Origin of the sequence: Mycobacterium innocens, from assembly GCF_900566055.1 — a bacterium.
GTDB classification, from domain to species: Bacteria; Actinomycetota; Actinomycetes; order Mycobacteriales; family Mycobacteriaceae; genus Mycobacterium; species Mycobacterium innocens.
In genome coordinates, this window is the sequence record NZ_UPHQ01000168.1 from 14,673 (window position 1) to 32,974 (window position 18,302).

Genomic DNA, 18,302 nt, shown 5'->3' on the forward strand with positions numbered 1-18,302 from the left:
CATGATCGTTGACATCGTGTTCTGGGTCGTCGCCGTGACCGCCGTACTGGCCGGAGCCGCGGTCTTCGTCGTCGATTCCATGGCCCGCGCCACCTACGCTCTGGCCGTTTCGTTCATCGCGGTCGGCGTCGCGGTTGTGCTGCTGCAGCAGAACTACATCGGCATCGTCATCATCTTGATGATGGTGATGGAAATGGCGGTCATGGCGGTCTACATGGTCATGTTCATGGGCATGAACCCGGCGCTGATGCCCATGAGCATGGTGCACGACAACCGACGCGCTCTCGCCGCTGCGATCGGAACGTTCGCGGTTCTGGCGTCGGGGATCCTGCTGACCGACTGGCCGGCGCGGCGCGGCGCACCGCCGAAGGATCTGACCTTCGCGCTCGGCGAGGAGTTGATGGGCCCCAGCATGCTGGCCATGACGGTGATCAGCCCGGTGATGGTCGCGACCATCGTCGCCGGCGTCGTCCTGGCCGCCCACCGCGGCCGCTACGACCGGTTCGGCGACGATCTCAAACGCAGACCCGCGAGCGATCCACAACCCGGCGGGTTGGGGCGATGACGCTGCAAACCGTTCTGTTGGTGGCCGCGGCGCTATTCAGCGTCGGCCTTTACGGAGCACTCTCGCAGCAGGTCGTGGTCATGGTGATGATGGGCCTCGAGCTGATGGTGAACGCCGTCATCCTGGCGGCCGGCGGGTTCTGGTGGTTCTCTGCACCCGCACCGGCCGGACAGGTGGTGCTGCTGGTGATCATCGCCGCCATGACGGTGGAGATGGCGATGGGCTTCGCCGTGGCCACGCTGCTGCACCGGGAGCGCCGCACCGACATGACCGACTCGGCCGCCGACTTGGCCGGGTGAACTGGGTGACTTCGACAGCGCAGCCGGCCTTGTGGCTGTTGATCTGCCTCCCGGCAGGCTGCGGCGCGGCACTGCTTCTCACCCGCCGCGGAGATCGGTTCGCGGCTGGGATTTCGGTAACGGTATCGGCGGTTGTGGTGGCGTTGTCGATCGTGGTGGCGATGACTCACCCCGCTATCAGTGTCGCTTTTGTGGCTGGTGGGCAGTTCGGGCTGTCCGTCGATAGCCTGTCCGCGGTGGTGGTCCCCGCGGTCGCGATGGTCACCCTTTTGGTCCTGATGTTCGCCGTGGCGGACATCCGCGAAGCGGCGGGCCGATTCCACGGGTTGATGCTGTTGTTCGCCTCCGCCGCCCTGCTGACCGCAACGGCCGCCACCTTGCCCGCGCTGCTGCTGGCGTGGGAGGTGATGGGGGCGGCGTCGTATGCGCTGATCGGGTTCTGGTGGCGCGATGACTTTCGGATGTCGGCCGGTCTCACCGCGTTCGTGACCACCCGCAGCGCCGACCTCGGGATGTATCTGGCTGCCGGCGCGGCGCTTGCCGGCGGCGCGGGGCTGGCGCTGGCGGACCTGTCCCAGGCGAACACACCGTGGCGCAATGTCATTGCGGTTGGGCTGTTCATCGCCGCCTTGGGCAAGGCGGCGCAGCTGCCGTTTTCGTTTTGGCTTTCGCGCGCGATGGAGGGCCCCAGCCCCGTTAGCGCACTATTGCACTCGGCGGCCATGGTGGCCATGGGCGGGTACCTGCTGCTGCGCATCCAGCCGTTACTGGCGGCCACTGGATGGGCCGCCGAGTTGGCGGCCTGGACCGGCGCCGTGACCGCGGTATTGCTGGGCGCTGTCGCGGTGGCCCAACGCGACCTCAAGCAGTTGCTCGCCGCCTCCACCGCGGCGCAGCTCGGGTTCGTGGTCATGGCAGCAGGGGTCGGTACGGTCAGCGGTGGCGCCGCGCAGCTGGTCGCGCACGCCTTCACCAAGGCAGGGCTCTTTCTGGCCGCCGGCGCATGGCTCTCATTGCTCGGCACCAAGCGGCTTGACAAGCTGCACGGTGTGGCCCGGCGATGGCCGCTGGTCGGCTGGGGCGCCACCATCGGTGCGGCTGCTCTGGCCGGAATTGCGCCGCTATCCCTGTGGGCGACAAAGGACGCAGTGCTGACGGGCGCGCTTGACCACTCGATCGCTCTGTATGCGGTGGGGTTGGTAGCCGCAGCGCTGTCGGCGGCCTACGCGGCGAAGATTCTCGTTGCGGTATGGGGCGCGCCAGCGCCGGTCGGGGATCCAGGGTCTCCGAAGCTCAAGGCGCTCAGCACCTTTGCGCAGCTGCCGATCGTTGTGTTAGCCGCCGGCGCCGCCGTGGCGGGGGTCCTGGCATTGCCGCCCGTTGCCCCGACGCTCAGCCGTGTCCTCGACCAGCGATCGGCCGTCCACCTTGCCGTGCCGGAACTGGCCACGTCGGCGCTGTTGGCGCTTCTCGTCGTGGCTGTCGTGGTGCGGTGGGGGGTACCCGAGCCGCGATGGGCCGCCGACTGGCTTGGCCTGCAACGGGCCGCGAACGCGGTGCTCGCCCGTCCCACCATGCGCCTGGCTCATGCGCTGGCCCGGTTCGACGACGGGATTCTCGACCGGGCTGTGGACCGGATCGCCGCCGGATCGCTGGAAGCCGGCCGGTGGGCGGCGCGCATCGATGACCGCCGTGTCGATGCCGCGGTGGAATCGCTGGCGACGCGAACACGTCAGCTCGGGGCGCTGGCGCGCAAACCGCAGACCGGCCAGCTACACCAGTACTACCTCGTCGCCGTGGTGGTGGTCGTGGCAGGCGTCCTGCTACTGATAGCGGTGAGGTGACCAGGTGCTCAGTTTGATCGTCTTTCTGCCGTTGGCCGCCGCGGTGGGTGTGCTTGCCATACCGAAGTCGGTCCAAGCCGCAGCCCGCTGGGTGTGGGTCGCCCTCACCGCTGTGGATCTGGCGCTGACGGTGCTGTTGTGGGCGCGTTATAGGGCACCGGCCCCCAACGGGCTGGCTTTCGAGGAGCGGGCCCGCTGGATCCCAGGGGTCAACAGCAGCTACCACATCGGCGTCGACGGCTTGTCTCTGCCGCTGGTGGTCATGTCGGCGGTGATCTTTTTGGGCTGCGCGCTCTATGGGCTGCGGGGTCGCGACCGGCCCAGGTCGCAGGCGGCGTTGTTCCTGTTTCTGCAGACCGTGAGCCTGGGTCTGTTCGTGGCCGCGGACCTGATCTTGTTCTTCGTGTTCTTCGACCTGTCGATCGTGGCGATGTACTTCGTGATCGCCGGATGGGGCCACGGTAGCGCCGCCCGCTCGGCGCTGAAGTTTTTCCTGTACACCTTTCTGGGTTCGCTGGCGCTGCTGGTGGGCTTCATCGGCCTCTACATCGCCGCCGATCCGCACACCTTCGACATGAACGAACTGGTCGCCACTTCCCCGCTGGCCGGTAGGCCGCTGGCCGGCGGGCTGGTCCTGGCGGCGATTCTGCTCGGTCTGGCAGTCAAGACACCCACGGTTCCGTTCCACACCTGGCTTCCCCCGGCCCACACCGACGCGCCGGCCATCGGCTCGGCAGTGCTGGCCGGGGTGTTGTTGAAGATGGGCACTTACGGGTTCGCGCGGATCGCGATGCCGATGCTGCCGCAGGCCTGGCGCGCCTGGGCGTGGGTGATCATCGCCGTCGGCGTGGTGTCGGTGCTTTACGGAGCGCTGGTTGCGTTGGCGCAGCAAAACTTCAAGCGCATGGTGGCCTATACCTCGGTGAACCACATGGGTTACATCGTGCTGGCGCTCGGCGTTGCCGGCCTGCTCTCGGGCAACACCGGTGAGGCGCGTGCGGTGGCGGTCACCGGAGCAGTCACGCAGATGGTCAGCCACGGTCTGATCACCGGGGCGCTGTTCTTGCTCGCCGGAGTGTTCTACGACCGCGCCGGCAGTTACGACATGGATTCCTACGGCGGTCTGGCTGCACCGGCCCCGAAGCTGGCTGTGCTGTTCACACTCGGCGCATTCGCCTCGTTGGGGCTGCCGGGATTCTCCGGCTTCATCGCCGAGTTTCAAATCTTCACCGGCAGCATCGCCGCCGCACCACTCACCGCGCTCGCGCTACCGGGCATCCTGATCACCGCAGCGTTGTTTCTGCGCGCCCTGCAGCGCATCTTCACCGGCGAGACCCGTGGCCGCTCGCAGAACTTCCTGGACCTGCACCCTTCCGAAACCGGCTCGGCAGGAATGTTTCTCATGCTCTCCATCTTGATCGGCGTGCTGCCGCGCCCACTGCTGGATGTGATCGAGCCGGCGTCACGCACGCTGATCGGGCTGGTGGGGAGATAGCTGGTGAACACCGGGATGCGGCCGCTGCTGATGCTGCCGGAGATGCTGACATTCGGCGGTGGCCTGCTGGTGCTGATCGGCGGATCATTTCTGCCCCGCAAGCGTCAATGGTGGGCCCGAATCGTCGCAGCCGCAACGCTTATCGGTGTCGTCGTGGTCGCGGCGGTCGGAATGGCGGCCCCGGATCAGACCGCGTTCGAGGGAGCCTTCGCCGTCGACACCGCCACCGCCGTGGCGCGGATCACCGCCGCGGTCGGGATCCTGATGGTTCTGACGCTAGCCGGCGACGACATCACAGCAACGGCGCGGGAAAGCGAAACCTATGCGCTGCTTCTCTTTTCGACCGCCGGCATCATGGTACTCGCCGGAACTGACGACCTGCTCGTCCTGGCCACCGGGTACCTGCTGGCCAGCATCCCGCTTTACGGACTGATCGGACTGTTGCGGTCGGGCCTGGCGGCCGAGGCAGCGTTGAAGGCTTACCTGATCGGCGCCATGTTCGGGATCACGTTGCTGCTGGGTGTGACCGTCCTCTACGGGATCAGCGGGGCTACCCGCTATAACGAACTCGCCGCACAATTGCGCGGCGCGCCAGCCGCGGTAGTGGCGACCGGCGTCGTGGCTGTGGTGGCAGGACTGATGTTCGAAGCAGGCGGCGTGCCCGCCCACTTCTGGGTTCCCGACGCCGCCCAAGCTGCCAATGGTGTAGCGGCCGTATTCTTGACAACAGTGCCCAAAATCGGCGCACTGATTGCGCTGTACCGCGTGACCACCGTGCTGCCGCACACGGTTGCGTGGCCACTGCTGATCGCGATATTCGCCGTGGCGAGTATGACTTTGGGCAACTTGGCCGCCTACGGGCAGCAGGATCCTCGGCGGCTCCTGGGTTGGTCGACTGTGAGCCAAGTCGGCTACCTACTGGTGCCGATCACCGTCGCCGGCCGCAGCGAGTTTGCCCTTCCGTCGTTGCTGTTCTATCTGGTCGGATACACGCTGACCAACAGCGCCGCCTTCGCGGTGAGCACCGCACTACCCGATCGGCGCGACCTTGACGCCTACCGTGGGCTGGCGCGAGCCCGGCCCTGGCTGGCCGGCGCGCTGGTGGTGGCCCTGCTCGGGCTAGTCGGGACCCCACCGACCGCGGTCTTCATCGGAAAACTCACCACCGCCGCCGCCGCCTGGGACGGTGATTACGCGTGGCTGGCCACAGTGGTGTTCGTCAATAGTCTTCTCAGCCTGTTCTATTACTTGCGTTGGATCGTCCCGATATTCCAGAAGTCTGAAGCCACAGACGATTTCATCACTGGCGATTGGTCCACAGCCACCGCGATGGTCGCGGCGGGCCTAAGCCTCGGGCTCGGCATTGCAGCAGGACCGCTCTGGGACGTGCTCGCGGCAGCGCCGCGGTAACTAATTTAATCGGATGCGTGACCCTGTTGCTCAGCGGGTTCACCGTGTTCGACCTCCTAAGCCCTCAACGCTGCTCTACGACCTGACCTTCGGATTGCTGGCAATGTCAGGAATGCCCACCCGTCGTGGCGCTGGGATCGTTCGCGGTTGCGGTCTATGTCCACCGGATGCTGCCACGGTATACAGCTCACCTCGCGATCGCCGGCGCCGCAATACACCCCTCTGCTCCTCGCAGCATTCATCGTCCATGATGGGCCGCTTTCGCTTGAGGGTTTCTCGATCACGGCAATGCCGGCTTTCCTGTTGCGTGGATTCTCGGAACTGCACTCACGATGCCACGCCCGCCTCGGCGATCAAGGAAGTCGAATTCTTAACCAGCCCGGCGCATTCGGAAAACGATGCCGGATCGCCTACCCACCACGCCGTACAGCTCAACCACCAAAATATCCAAGTCGCGGACACTGTCCACGACGCAGACACCCTGCTCACGCCGCCAAGCTGGTGACCCGACCCAAGATAACGATCGTCTGCTCAATTCCCGGTTCTCCTTACCGAAGCTCCCGAAGCTCTCGACTCTCCTCGGTGGAAACTCCCGGCGCTTCACCGGCGTCAATCTCGGCTTGGCGCAACCACTTGCGTAGCGTCTCCGCGATCATCCCCAACCCGCCGGCGATCGCCTTCATCGCCGCCCATTCTGAGTCGTAATCATCGCGGTGTTCGCGGACCGGCCGCACAGTCCTGGCCTTGGCGTTCTCGTCATACTTGCTCGGCATCGCGCCATCCTTCCCAACAAAGGAAGTACGCATAAAACCGGCGCCGCAATACAGGGGTCCGGGTCGCCGATCTGGTCAGCCGCCAGCCGTGGGCGGACGACGTGCCGGTCTACCGGTACCCGTAACGGTCGATAACCTCGCCCCAGTGTTGTGTGACGGTCGTTCGTTGTTCGGCGGTCAATTGGTAGGTGTTGGTTTCGTAGTCCGTCCGCTCGGCGAAATACCGGCGCAGCCGCGGCCGCAGCCGCTCGAAGTCGCCCAGTCCCAGGTGCTCGTACAGTCGGCTCAGCTGACCTTCGGGATCGGCGACCAGGTCCTCATAGCGCAGTTCGTAAAAGCGGGACGGATCAACGAGTTTGCGTCCTTCCTCCAGCTTCCGGTACAGGTCGACGTAGGTGGACACCACCTTGTCGTCCAGCCCCGCGAACGTCGGTGGCTGCAGGGCGTGTATCCGGGTGAACGCTTTGTGAAGGTGAATGGTCGACGGGTAGACGACATACGGGTCTCGGACGATGTGGATGAACTTCGCTTGCGGAAAAACGTCCAGCAGCACCTTGATCCGGAAACTGTGGATGGGATTTTTCAGGATCACCGTCTTGCGGCGACGGAAGTACAGCTGCTGGACGAAGCGGAACAGGGTTCGTTTCCACGCTTCCAGCTCTCGCGGCGTCAATTGCTCCAAGTCCAGGTACCGCTCGTGCGTCAGCGGCCGGTTGGGGAAGGCGATGGCCAGGTACGGCGACGGCAGTCCTTGCACGCACCAGATGAATTCGTCTTCCTGGGGGTGCTGCAAGCTCAGCTCCATGTTGTCCATGGGCCGATGCTTGGGCACCAGGAAGCCCGCCCAGGGAGCGAACCACTCGGTCAGCAGGAAATGCTGTGGCGCAAGGCATTCGTAGCCGGTAGGCGCGGTGTGGTGATCGTCGAGGATCAGCAGTTCGTGCAGCAACGTGGTGCCGGTACGCCAGTGCCCGACGATGAACACCGGCGGATCGGCGATCACCGTTTCGGCCACGCGCCTGCCGAACACGGCCTGCTGGCAAAGTCCCAGAACAGAATTCACGACGCTGAGAAACGTGTAGAGGACCGCGAAGTGCCAGCGGCTCCAGTGCACGGCGAAACGGTTATGGATCAGCAGGCGCGTCCAGGCGGAGAAATTGCAGCCGATCCACAGTGGCGCCGCCCACTCATGCCACCATGAGCGCGGCGTCTTCATCGAGATGCGCGGGGTGTCACGGCAACTCGGAGCCGGGTCGGGCCGCGAAGGTTGGCATTTGTCGTCCATGCCGGCGGCTCGACCACCTCTATTCGGTCGATGTTGGTGACGATCTCGCCTAGCACGGCGTGGCCCTCCATCCGCGCCAGCTGGGTCCCGGGACACAGGTGGATGCCGGAACCGAACGCAAGATGACCGGTCGGGTTGCGGTCGGCGCGAAAAACGTCCGGGTCGTCGTACTGGTGCGGGTCGCGATTGGCAGCACCCCACGCCAGCAGCACCAGCGAGCCCGCCGGGATGACCGTCCCGCCAACGGGATAGTCGACTCGCGTTGTGCGGCAGATGTTCTGGATCGGGGACACGAAGCGAAGTTGCTCCTCGATCGCCGAGGGAATCAGATCGGGTCGGCGCGCCAGGAGCTTGAGCTGATCGGGAAACTCGGCCAGCGTGAGAAACAACGTGCTGATCATGTGCGCGGTGCTCTCATAGCCGGCAACCAGCAACAACACCGCGAAAAAGAAGAGTTCGTCATCGCTGAGGCGACCGTGCTCGGCATGCGCGGCGAGCCTGCCGAAGACGGTGTGTTCGCCCAATAGCCCGCTGGCGCGCCGCTGCGTGAAGTGTGCGCGCAATCGCCGAAAACCGGTGAAGCCCTGTGCAAGCGAAATCAGCCCGGAAGCCGACAGGGTGACGTCGGTGATCCGAGCCGCCTGTTTGGACAAACGGCAGAACATGGCCTCATCGGGTCCCGGCACGCCCAGAACGGCGGTGATGGTGCGCATCGGCAGCGGTGCGGCCACGGTGGCGACGTCCGCGGATGTCCGGGTCAGCAGTTCGGCGACCAACTCGTGGGCCAGTTGGTCGATCATCGGACGCCATGACTCCACCGCCCTGCGCGCCATACTCGGTGCCAGCTGCTTGCGCAACCGGGTGTGTGCCGGCGGGTCAGAGGTGGGAAGGAAGGGCAGGCACCCGCGGGAAAAGGTGACTCCGCCGGTGCTGGACAACGCGTGGTGGTTGCGCGCGGCTTCGCGGACGTCGGTGTATCGACTCAGGATGTAGACGTCGCGTTTGGGGTTGTACTGGACCCGCTCGCCCGTCAGCAGCTCCCGGTAATGCGGGTAGGGGTCGGCGGCTGTCACCGGATCGAACGGATCGAAATCGGTGTGCTGGACCTGCTTTTGGGAACGATTGCCGACCAACCGCGACCGGACTTTGCCGGCGGCCCTGAGCGCGAGTCGCTTCGCGACCTTCGGGCCATAGGTCCCGACCACCCGCGTGTCGCGCCACAGCGCGTTCCCCTCGAGATCAAACCAACCGGACGAAGACCGAGTCGAGCCGTATGTGGTCGGCCCGCGGCCGGGTAAGCCACGCGCCATTGGGCATCCGCCGCGCGGCATCGCCACCTCGGAACTGGTCATAACCCTCCGATACCGGCATATACAGGCCGAAGCAGCTCCGGAACATTGACAGAGTAGCGTTGGGCCAGGCGGTGGGTGGCCAGTTCGGCAAACCGACACGAAGCCGAAACCGCTGGTCAGGTGCTTAGACCGACTAAATGCGAGCAGAAGACATTTCGGCGCAGACGCCACGGCGGTCCGACCGGGCAACCATGGGATCGGCGTCGTTTCTCAGCAGGGCATTTCACCGCGCCACGGCACGGGCCCTGGCTACACTCGGTCGACGTCGAGCGCCTGTCCCCCGACTTTCTCTGGGAGTTGCCCCGTGGCCGATCACCACACGCCCGCCGGCACGCAGGGCGCTGACAGCCCAGCCGAGACCGAGCCCGACTACCGGTTCACCCTGGCCAACGAGCGGACGTTCCTGGCTTGGCAGCGCACCGCCCTGGGACTGCTCGCCGCGGCGGTCGCGCTGGTGCAACTCGTCCCGGAGCTGGCGATCCCCGGCGCCCGCCGGATGCTGGGTGTGGCGCTCGCGGCACTGGCAATCCTCACCAGCGGGATGGGCCTGCTGCGCTGGCGGCAGGCCGACCGCGCTATGCGCCGCGGCCTGCCGTTGCCCCGTCACCCCACGCCCGCATACCTTGCCGTGGGTCTGGCCCTGGTCGGGATCGTCGCGCTCGGTTTGGTGATCGTCAAGGCGGTCCGGGGTTGAGCCGGTCGGCAGCGCCGAGCGGGACATCGGATCGCGGGCTGCAGGCGGAACGGACAACGCTGGCCTGGACCCGGACGTCGTTCGCATTGCTGGTCAACGGGGTGTTGCTGACGCTCAAGAATCTGCACGGCCACCACGGAGCGGCGGGGTTGATCCCGGCCTGCCTGGCCGCCCTTGCGGCCTCGTGCGGCTACGCGATCGCCTGGCAGCGGCAGCGAACGCTGGGCCGCCCGAGGCAGACCCGAATCACTGCCCGCCGCCAGGTCTACATCGTCGGGACGGCGGTGCTGGTGCTCATGGTCGTGACCGCGGTTGCCCAACTGCTGTAGACACATCGCGGCGCAGTTGCTCGGTCAATGTCCGGATCTCGGTACGTAGTTCCTCGATCTGCGCGGCCGTAGCGGCCCGATTCTCCGAATCGGTTTCGGCCACCCGCTTGCACTATCCACGACGCAACCGAGGCCGTCACCACGCCGATCAGACTGATCCCGCCGATCATCAGCAACACGGCGATCACCCGGCCGGTAACGGTAACCGGGTACAGGTTGCCGTAGCTTACGGTGGTCACCGTCGTGGTCGCCCACCACAAGGCCTTCCCGAAGGAGTCGATGGTGGCACCCGGGTGGCCGCGTTCCTGGTCGAGGATGGCCAGCGAGGTGATGTAGACCAACAGCGAGATACCCGAGATCGTGTAGATGAGGATGCGCCCGCGAACGGCATTGCCCACGGCCTTCTGCAACGCGCCGACGAGCACCACCAAACGCAGCAACCGCAGCGGCCGCATCATCGGCAGCGCCACGATGAGCAGGTCGAAGATGTGCTGGACGAACCATTGCCGGCGATCGGGTGCCAGCGCCAGCCTAACGAGGTAATCCACGACGAAGACGCTCCAGGCGACCCAGCCCGCGGCCCACCAGAATGCGCGCCTCGTCGCCGTGCGGCTGGTAGAGCACTTCCACCGAGTAGATGGCCAGGAATGCGGCGGCGACCACGGCAAGTGGTCATTCGGTGCGCTGCTGCCAAAGCTCGTCTTTCGATGGCTCGGTCATTACGGCTGGGCCTCCGAGTTGGGTACCAGTCCAAACTTCTGCTCGGTATAAGGTAGCGCGCCGTCAACGTGGCAACGGACTGACCCAATTCCGTTGCGGTGGGGTTTCTTTCGATGAAAAAGGCAGTTAGCAGCCGAGCTGATCGGCAAGGTCGAGGAAATCGGCGGCGTTGATGTCGAACTCGTCTTCGTAAGCCACATCGGCGTCACCGCCGGGACCGAATTCCAGCGGGCGGGCGACAAAAGCGGTGCGGAACCCGAGTTCGGCCGCGGCACGGATGTCGTACTTGTGGCTTGCCACCATCATGATCTCGGCGGGTTCGAGTCCCAGGTAGGTCGCGGCCATGTGGTAGACGGCCGGATCGGGTTTGAAGGCGCCCACCATCTCCGCGGCGAAGATCGCATCCCACGGCAAACCCGCCCGTTTGGAAATGTTGATCACAGCACTGACGTCGGCGTTCGACAGGGTGGCTAGCGTGTAGTCCCGTTTCAGCCGGGTCAGTCCGGCCACCGTATCCGGCCAGGGCCTCAGGCGCTGCCAGGCCAGGGTGAGTTCGTCGCGCTCGGCGGGGGAGAAATCGGTGATTCCGCATTCGTCGAGCACCGTGTCGAGGGAGCGCCGATACACCGAGTACACCGAGATCCACTTGCCATGCTCGCTCGGTGCGGCTTTCAACGTGGTGAAGTAGCCGGCACGCCAGCGCGTGACCACCTCAGGCCAATCCACACCCGGGTGTCGGCCGGCGCTGATCCGCTGCGCCTCGTCGCAGACGGTCGAATGGAAATCCGTCGCCGTCCCCTGGACGTCGAAAAGTATCGCTTTCACCATGGGTTCATCATGCAGCCTCATCCGCAAACCGTGGTGTGGCGTGCCGAAAATAATTTCGGCAGGTCCAACGTCGGTGGCCTGAGTTTGAACAACTATGCTAAGGCGCGACATTTGCGCTGACAGCAGCGGGAACTGCGGCATAGTCCGGGGCCGTTCGGGCGCCGGCTCGAGCTGGAAATCCGACTTTCAATCTCCGTCAGGAAATATCTTTTGCATTCTTTAACGCAACGGTGCGGCTGCGAATCGGGCGACGCATCCCGTCGACAACGAGCCGTTATCGAATCCGGTGTGGAGACCCACCGCTGCAGTCCTCACCGGACCCGCGAACACCATCTCAACCCGCCACCTCTCGGTCCGGCTGCGCAATTCGAGGCGGTGTCGCACGGCGCGGGCCTCGATGCTGGATACCATGAGCCAACACGCGGAGATCCGCCGCTGACCTGGGATGAATGGGCGTGAGCAAGTTGCTGCCGACCGGAACGGTGACGCTGCTGCTGGCTGATGTCGAGGGCTCGACGCGGCTGTGGGAAACCCAGCCCGAGACGATGACCGCCGCGCTGGCCCAGCTCAACCGCACCGTCGACGAGGCCATCGCCGCTCACGACGGGGTACGCCCGCTGGAACAGGGCGAGGGTGACAGCTTTGTGGCCGCCTTCGCCCGCGCCAGCGACGCGGTGGCCTGCGCGCTGGAGTTGCAGCGAGCGCCGCTGGCTCCGATCCGGCTGCGTATCGGGATCCACACCGGCGAAATTCAGCTGCGCGACGAGGCCAACTACGCCGGGCCGACGATCAACCGCACCGCGCGGCTGCGCGATCTGGCCCATGGCGGCCAAACCGTGCTGTCCGGGGCGACCGAGCCGCTGGTGGTCGACCATCTCCCCGACGGGGTGTGGCTGGCCGATCTGGGTAACCACCCATTGCGGGATCTGCCACGCCCGGAACGCGTCGTCCAGCTGTGCTATCCTGACTTGCGCAACGACTTCCCGCCACTCCGCGTCCGCAATGTTGGTGCCTCACATAATCTTCCGGCTCAGTTGACGACTTTCGTCGGGCGCCGGGCCGAAATGGCGGAGTTGCGCCGGCTGTTGACCGGCGAGCGGCTGGTGACGTTGACCGGGGCCGGGGGTGCCGGCAAGACCCGCCTTGCGGTACAGGTCGGCTTCCAACTCGCTACCGAGTTCCCCGAAGGGCTGTGGTACGTCGACTTGGCTCCGATCACCAACCCTGAGGTTGCACCGGTGACCGTCGCACGCACGTTGGGTCTGCCTGATCAACCGGGCCGCTCCACCATGGACTTGCTGGTCCGATTCCTCGGCGAGCGCAAAGCCCTGCTGCTGCTTGATAATTGCGAACATCTGCTCGACGTGTGCGGGACCATGGTGGTCGCGCTGCTGGCGGCGTGCCCGCGGTTGACGATCCTGGCCACCAGCCGTGAGCCGCTGGGGGTGCCCGGCGAGCTGAGCTGGCGGGTGCCGTCGCTGTCGGTGACCGGCGAGGCGGTCGAGTTGTTCACCGACCGTGCCCGCCACGCCCGCCCCGAGTTCGGTGTCCACGACGACAATCTCGCGCTGGTTGAAGAAATCTGCCGGCGCTTGGATGGCATGCCGTTGGCGATCGAGCTTGCGGCGGCGCGTATTCGGGCGCTGTCGTTGCGGCAGATCGTGAACGGCCTGCATGACCGGTTCCGGTTGCTCACCGGGGGTGCGCGCACCGCGCTGCGCCGCCAGCAGACGCTGCGGGCCTCGGTGGATTGGTCGCATGCGCTGTTGACCGAACCCGAGCGGGTGCTGTTCCGCAGGCTCGCGGTGTTCGCCGGTGGATTTGATCTCGACGCCGCCCAAGCCGTCGGCGCCGGCACCGCAGTCGAAAGCTACCAGCTTCTTGACCAACTGGGCCTGTTGGTCGACAAGTCTCTGGTCGTTGCCGACGACACCGGTGACGGGATGCGATACCGGTTGCTGGAAACCGTGCGCCAGTACGCTCTGGAAAAGCTCGACGAGTCCGGCGAGAACGACGAGGTGCGCACCCGGCATCGCGACTACTACACGGGTATGACCACCGAATTGGAGGCGCAGGGCCACCGGGCAGACGAGCGGCTGCTGCATTGGGCGCAAACCGAAATCGACAATCTACGAGCCGCATTCGCCTGGAGCCGGGAAAGCGGCCACCTGGACACCGCGTTGCAACTCATTTTGTCGTTGCGGCCCTTATGGTTACGGGGCGGGCGCGCCCAAGAGGCGCTGGCCGGTCTATCGGCCATATTGGCCGAAAAGGATCACTCGGCAATCGCACCGGCGGTGTGGGCGGGAGCGGTGGCCCAGCACAGCATCCTCGCCGGCTGGGTCGGCATACCGGCGGAGCTGGAAAGAGCGCAGGAAGCGCTGGCCGTCGCGCGTGAGCTCGGCGACCCCGCACTGATTGCCCGCGCCCTGATCGCCTGCGGAATGCTTGCCCTCTACGATCCCGGGCTGTCCCAGCCCTACTTCAACGAGGCGATCGAGCTGGTCCGCGCGACCGGTGATCGGCGAAGCCTGTGCCAAATCTTCAGCTATCAGGCGACCGCGGCAGTCATGGCCGGTGAACCTGTCCCGGCGATCGCGGCGGGCGAACAGGGACGTCAGCTCGCCGACGCGCTGGGCGACCGGTTCTTCTCGCGGAACTGCCGGGCGTGGCTGAGCACCGCGTTGATGATTCAAGGGAACCTCGACTACGCGGCCAAGGTAGCTCGTTCGGTGACCGAGGAGGCCGAGGCGGTCGATGACCTCACCATGGCGGTCTTCAGTTACGTGAGCCTCAGCGAAGTGCTCGCATTCCATGGCCAGGCTGACGCTGCGCAGACAGCGGCGCAGTCCGCGCTACAGGCGGCAACCAGGATGGGCGGTTACTTCGCCGACGCGGTGTACTCGGTGTTCGCCAATGCCGCCCTGGCGCGCGGCGACGCCGCGGCGGCCAGGAAAGCAGCCGAGACGGCCCTGCAGCAGACCAATCCGCTGCGCGAGGTATTCACCAGGAGCGTCGCCCCGTTGCCCGAGGCTTGGTTAGCCTGCGGCGACCTGAGCGCTGCTCGGCGTTTCGCCGACGAGATGCTCGCGGTGGTGCCCGGTTGGTATCGCATGAAGGCGCTGCTGGCGCGGGCGTTCATCGCAATGGCGCAGGACGAGCCGGAGCTGGCCGCACGCGATGCCCACGATGCCCTGACCGTCGCCGCTCGCACCCAGGGATACCTGCGAGTGGACGACACGCTGGAATGCCTTGCCCGCCTTGCTGTCAACGACGACAACCATGCGTACGCAGCGCGTCTGCTGGGCGCGGCGGAGTCGATCCGGCGACGCATGGGCCACCCCCGCTTCCCGATGTATCAAGCCGGGTATGACGCTGCCGTCGCCGCTGTCCGAGAGGCGTTGGGGCAGAGCGATTTCGATGCCTTCTGGGCGGAGGGTGCTCAATTGTCCACCGAGGAGGCGATCGGGCATGCGCAACGCGGTTGAGCTTGGCCGGGTGCGCGAGCAGCCGTCAGCGGGTGTCGCGGTGCGAGCCGCGGCGGCGGCGGGCCCTGTCTTCCCCTCTTTAATCCGCGCAGCCAGCAGGCGGTGCCAGCATTCGGCCAGCAGCCGCACGTAACGGCCCCAGCCGTAGCGGACCGGTAGTTTCGTAGTGGCTGGTCCACAACGCGAGCGCGGATCGGTAGCGCCGTGGCGCATCGAAATGCCCGCAACTGTTGCCGGTGCCGCGTATGGTCTGGCCAGTTGCTGGCGGTTGCTGGGAGGGCTCGTTGGAGGGAACTTCGTTCGGGAGATACCGGCTGACCGAGTTATTGGGCCGCGGCGGCATGGGCGAGGTGTGGCGGGCCTATGACACCGTCACCGACCGGGTCGTCGCGGTCAAGATCCTGCCCGCCGAGATTTCCGACGACGAGGTGTTCCAGCAGCGGTTCCGTCGCGAAGCTCATGCCGCCGCACGATTGAGCAACCCACATCTCATCCCGATCCACACCTACGGGGAGATCAACGGGCGGCTGTTCGTGGACATGCGGTTGATCGAGGGCCGCGACCTACAGTCGGTGCTCAGCCGCGGGCCGCTGCAACCGTTGCGGGCGGTGCGCATCATCGAGCAGGTTGCCAAGGCGCTGCACGCCGCGCACCGGGATGGACTGTTGCACCGAGACGTCAAGCCGTCAAACATTTTGCTCGACGCCGACGACTTCGCCTATCTGATCGATTTCGGAATTGCGCGCGCGGCGGGAGAACTGGGCTTGACCACGGTCGGCGATGTGATCGGAACCTGCTATTACATGGCCCCGGAACGGCTCAGCATGGGGCAGGTCGACGCCCGCTCGGATATCTACTCGTTGGCTTGTGTGCTCTATGAGTGCTTGACCGCGCAGCACCCATTCCCCGGTGACAGCCTGGAGCAACAGATCACCAGCCACCTCGAGATTCCACCGCCGCGGCCGTCGAGCACCATTCCCGGGCTGCCGGTGAAGTTGGACATGGTCGTCGCCAAAGGTATGGCCAAGAATCCCGGCGACCGCTACGAGACCGCAGTCGAATTGGCGCGGGCCGCCCACGATGCCCTGACCACGCCCGCGCCGCAGCCGTCCGTTCGGCCACAGCCGCCGATCCCGTACCCCGTCGATGCCCACGCCCACCCTGACACTCGCGGTCAACCGCAGATCGCGCCTCGGTCGCCACCGCAGCATGTCCCGGACCCGCCGACGATGCCGCGACGGCTGGCAGAGGCGCTCTCAGTCCCTACGCAAGAACCCGCCGCCGCACCGCCGGCCGAGATGACACGGTCACCGTCGCGGCCCTGGTGGCGGCGCAAGGCGGTCGTTATCACGGCCGCTGCCCTGCTCACCGTGGCTGTGACTGTTGCGGCCATGGTCACCGTCAGCAAGTTAAGTCCAGAACACACCGAGTTTCAGCAGGTGGTGCTGCCTTTCACCGGCCTTCGGGACCCGCATGGCCTGTCGGTCGACAGTGGGGGCACGGTATATGTCGGTGACACCCTCCACAATCGGATACTGGCTTTGTTCGCGGGCTCAACCACGCCCGTCGCACTACCTTTCGACGGCCTCAGCTATCCGACCGGTGTGACAGCCGATAACAGCGGCACCGTCTATGTCAACGATGCCGGCAACAGGCGGGTCGTGGTACTTCCCACCGGCTCGAAAACCCAAGTCACCCTGCCGTTTACCGACCTCAGCAATCCGACCGGGTTGTCGGTCGACAGCAGCCGCACCGTCTACGTCACCGACACGGCGAAGAATCGAGTGGTCGGACTTTACACCGGTTCGAACACACAGTTCGAACTGCCCTTTACCGGCCTTAGCGATCCAACCGGTTTGGTAGTGGACAGCAGCGGAACGGTGATCGTTGCCGACGGCGGCAACAACCGGGTCCTGGCGTTGGCGGCCGGCGCGAAAACCCAAGTCACCCTGCCCTTTACCGGACTCAAGCAACCCGGCGGCGTCACCGTGGACAGCGAGGGCGCGGTCTACGTCACCAACACGGGCAACGGCCGGATACTCAAACTCCCGCCAGGCTCTTCAACGCAAGTCGAGCTGCACTTCACCGGCCTCGACAATCCCTGGGGTTTGGCGGTCGACAACATGGGCACTGTCTACGTCGGCGGCCGCAACGACCAGATTGTGGCACTTCGGCAGAAGTAGGCAGGGCAGGTGGACTGCGCTGGCTCAGCTGGAGCTGCTCGAGGCGCGTACCGATAGAACGACGCGACTGCGTTTGACGATGATTGCCCGTAGCGCCTGACCGCGACGCTCGTCGGCACGTACAGCGACGCCGCAGCAGTCGGATAGCGGAACCCAAACAGGGGGTTGACACACATAGTTGCCGTATGCAACTGTGTCCAATACAGTTGTATTTGATTCAATACACACATATGCCTCGGCGGAGCGCCGGGCCAAGGGCAGTTTCGCAGCGGGAAATCCATCGGAAGGGGTTGTGGCGGTGACGTTGTGGGTGGTTCCTGAAGGCTTGGCGGGCGCGGCTGCCGTCGATGCATTGAACGCTCGGCCGGCAGCTGCGCATGCCGCGGCCGCACCGATGATTTCGGCGGTGGTGGCACCGGCGGCCGATCCGGTGTCGTTGGGCACCGCGGCCGGCTTAAGCGCTTGCGGTCTCGAGCATGTGGGCGTGGCCACCCAAGGAGTCGAAGAGCTGACCCGCTCCGGCGTCGGCCTCGGTACCGCCGGAATCAGCTACGCCGCCGGCGATGGCGCAGCAGCACTGACCTACGGCGTAGCAGGCGGTGCAATGTGAGCGCACCGGTCTGGATGGCCTCCCCACCAGAGGTGCACTCCGCGCTGCTAAGCGCCGGACCCGGACCGGCCCCGCTGATCGGAGCCGCCACACAATGGTCATCGCTTAGCGCCGAATACGCCGCGGTAGCCGAAGAACTCACCACCGTGCTGGCCGGAATGCAAGCTGTTGCATGGCACGGCCCGAGCGCCGAGATCTGCGCGGCCGCCTACGCGCCATATCTGGCGTGGTTGACCCAGGCCAGCGCCGACACCGCCGCCACCGCCACCATCCACCAGACCACCGCCACCGCCTACCTCTGGGATTCCCCTCGTAGCGTGGAGACGTCGCTATTGAGGAGGCGGCGATGGCAGCAAACAGGCGGAAGTTCGATGAGGACTTCAAGGCTGGCGCGGTGCGGATCGTGCGAGAGACCGGCAAGTCGATC

14 protein-coding genes and 2 pseudogenes are annotated in these 18,302 nt (G+C 65.6%); 11 read left to right on the forward strand and 5 right to left on the reverse strand.

Features of this window, described 5'->3' with window-relative positions:
- Nucleotide 1: 1 nt before the first annotated feature.
- From EET03_RS16635 to EET03_RS16655, 5 genes are read left to right on the forward strand one after another with little or no spacing between them, the layout of a single operon-like run.
- Entirely contained in the window at nucleotides 2–565 is a 564-nt protein-coding gene (locus EET03_RS16635; protein ID WP_075544015.1) for an NADH-quinone oxidoreductase subunit J, read from the forward strand.
- The gene (locus EET03_RS16640; protein ID WP_063469737.1) at nucleotides 562–864 is read left to right on the forward strand and encodes an NADH-quinone oxidoreductase subunit NuoK; all 303 of its coding nucleotides are present in this window, start codon (nucleotides 562–564) and stop codon (nucleotides 862–864) included. The genes EET03_RS16635 and EET03_RS16640 overlap by 4 nt, the downstream gene beginning before the upstream one ends.
- A 5-nt stretch (nucleotides 865–869) precedes the next feature.
- Nucleotides 870–2,708 (forward strand): proton-conducting transporter transmembrane domain-containing protein, encoded by a 1,839-nt coding sequence (locus tag EET03_RS16645; protein ID WP_075544027.1) that lies wholly within the window; start codon nucleotides 870–872, stop codon nucleotides 2,706–2,708.
- A gap of 4 nt (nucleotides 2,709–2,712) precedes the next feature.
- Nucleotides 2,713–4,203, forward strand: a complete 1,491-nt coding sequence (locus tag EET03_RS16650; protein ID WP_063469738.1) for a complex I subunit 4 family protein — start codon at nucleotides 2,713–2,715, stop codon at nucleotides 4,201–4,203.
- A gap of 15 nt (nucleotides 4,204–4,218) precedes the next feature.
- Nucleotides 4,219–5,613: an NADH-quinone oxidoreductase subunit N gene (locus tag EET03_RS16655; protein WP_082274783.1), complete on the forward strand. Its 1,395-nt coding sequence runs from the start codon at nucleotides 4,219–4,221 to the stop codon at nucleotides 5,611–5,613.
- A 551-nt stretch (nucleotides 5,614–6,164) separates the two neighbouring features.
- Here EET03_RS16655 and EET03_RS16665 read toward each other — a convergent pair.
- The 3 genes and pseudogenes from EET03_RS16665 to EET03_RS16675 form a co-directional block, all read right to left on the reverse strand.
- Nucleotides 6,165–6,386 (reverse strand): annotated as a pseudogene (locus EET03_RS16665) (transposase); the annotation flags it as partial.
- 109 nt (nucleotides 6,387–6,495) lie between these two features.
- The gene (locus EET03_RS16670; protein ID WP_075544013.1) at nucleotides 6,496–7,602 is read right to left on the reverse strand and encodes a sulfotransferase family protein; all 1,107 of its coding nucleotides are present in this window, start codon (nucleotides 7,600–7,602) and stop codon (nucleotides 6,496–6,498) included.
- Nucleotides 7,599–9,023: a cytochrome P450 gene (locus EET03_RS16675; RefSeq protein WP_099193602.1), complete on the reverse strand. Its 1,425-nt coding sequence runs from the start codon at nucleotides 9,021–9,023 to the stop codon at nucleotides 7,599–7,601. Before EET03_RS16675 ends, EET03_RS16670 begins: the two co-directional genes overlap by 4 nt.
- Nucleotides 9,024–9,327: 304 nt before the next feature.
- Here EET03_RS16675 and EET03_RS16680 point away from each other — a divergent pair, with 304 nt between their 5' ends.
- Nucleotides 9,328–9,717, forward strand: a complete 390-nt coding sequence (locus tag EET03_RS16680; RefSeq protein WP_075544011.1) for a YidH family protein — start codon at nucleotides 9,328–9,330, stop codon at nucleotides 9,715–9,717.
- Nucleotides 9,714–10,046 (forward strand): DUF202 domain-containing protein, encoded by a 333-nt coding sequence (locus EET03_RS16685; RefSeq protein WP_063469741.1) that lies wholly within the window; start codon nucleotides 9,714–9,716, stop codon nucleotides 10,044–10,046. The genes EET03_RS16680 and EET03_RS16685 overlap by 4 nt, the downstream gene beginning before the upstream one ends.
- On the opposite strand, the pseudogene EET03_RS16690 reads toward EET03_RS16685, so the two are convergent.
- Both EET03_RS16690 and EET03_RS16695 read right to left on the reverse strand, forming a co-directional pair.
- Nucleotides 10,012–10,709 (reverse strand): annotated as a pseudogene (locus tag EET03_RS16690) (potassium channel family protein). The gene EET03_RS16685 and the pseudogene EET03_RS16690 overlap by 35 nt on opposite strands.
- Nucleotides 10,710–10,892: 183 nt before the next feature.
- On the reverse strand, nucleotides 10,893–11,615 hold the full coding sequence (locus EET03_RS16695) for a haloacid dehalogenase type II (RefSeq protein ID WP_208649073.1): 723 nt from the start codon (nucleotides 11,613–11,615) through the stop codon (nucleotides 10,893–10,895).
- 434 nt (nucleotides 11,616–12,049) lie between these two features.
- Between EET03_RS16695 and EET03_RS16705 the strand changes: the two genes are divergently transcribed.
- The 4 genes from EET03_RS16705 to EET03_RS16720 all read left to right on the forward strand — a co-directional run.
- On the forward strand, nucleotides 12,050–15,082 hold the full coding sequence (locus EET03_RS16705) for an ATP-binding protein (protein WP_099194214.1): 3,033 nt from the start codon (nucleotides 12,050–12,052) through the stop codon (nucleotides 15,080–15,082).
- A 284-nt stretch (nucleotides 15,083–15,366) separates the two neighbouring features.
- Complete coding sequence (locus EET03_RS16710; RefSeq protein WP_082274781.1) at nucleotides 15,367–17,265, forward strand: serine/threonine-protein kinase PknD; 1,899 nt, start codon at nucleotides 15,367–15,369, stop codon at nucleotides 17,263–17,265.
- Nucleotides 17,266–17,563: 298 nt separating this feature from the next.
- Nucleotides 17,564–17,875: a PE family protein gene (locus tag EET03_RS16715; protein WP_075544025.1), complete on the forward strand. Its 312-nt coding sequence runs from the start codon at nucleotides 17,564–17,566 to the stop codon at nucleotides 17,873–17,875.
- A partial coding sequence (locus EET03_RS16720; RefSeq protein ID WP_136625713.1) for a PPE family protein occupies nucleotides 17,872–18,302 on the forward strand: 431 nt, incomplete at its 3' end. The genes EET03_RS16715 and EET03_RS16720, both read left to right, overlap by 4 nt.

What these genes read in the sequence shown, in the direction of transcription:
- EET03_RS16670 (WP_075544013.1), bottom strand. Translation starts at nt 7,602, where the DNA reads ATGAAGACGCCGCGCTCATGGTGGCATGAGTGGGCGGCGCCACTGTGG.
- EET03_RS16655 (WP_082274783.1), top strand. Translation starts at nt 4,219, where the DNA reads ATGCGGCCGCTGCTGATGCTGCCGGAGATGCTGACATTCGGCGGTGGC.
- EET03_RS16675 (WP_099193602.1), bottom strand. Translation starts at nt 9,023, where the DNA reads ATGACCAGTTCCGAGGTGGCGATGCCGCGCGGCGGATGCCCAATGGCG.
- EET03_RS16640 (WP_063469737.1), top strand. Translation starts at nt 562, where the DNA reads ATGACGCTGCAAACCGTTCTGTTGGTGGCCGCGGCGCTATTCAGCGTC.
- EET03_RS16695 (WP_208649073.1), bottom strand. Translation starts at nt 11,615, where the DNA reads ATGAGGCTGCATGATGAACCCATGGTGAAAGCGATACTTTTCGACGTC.
- EET03_RS16635 (WP_075544015.1), top strand. Translation starts at nt 2, where the DNA reads ATGATCGTTGACATCGTGTTCTGGGTCGTCGCCGTGACCGCCGTACTG.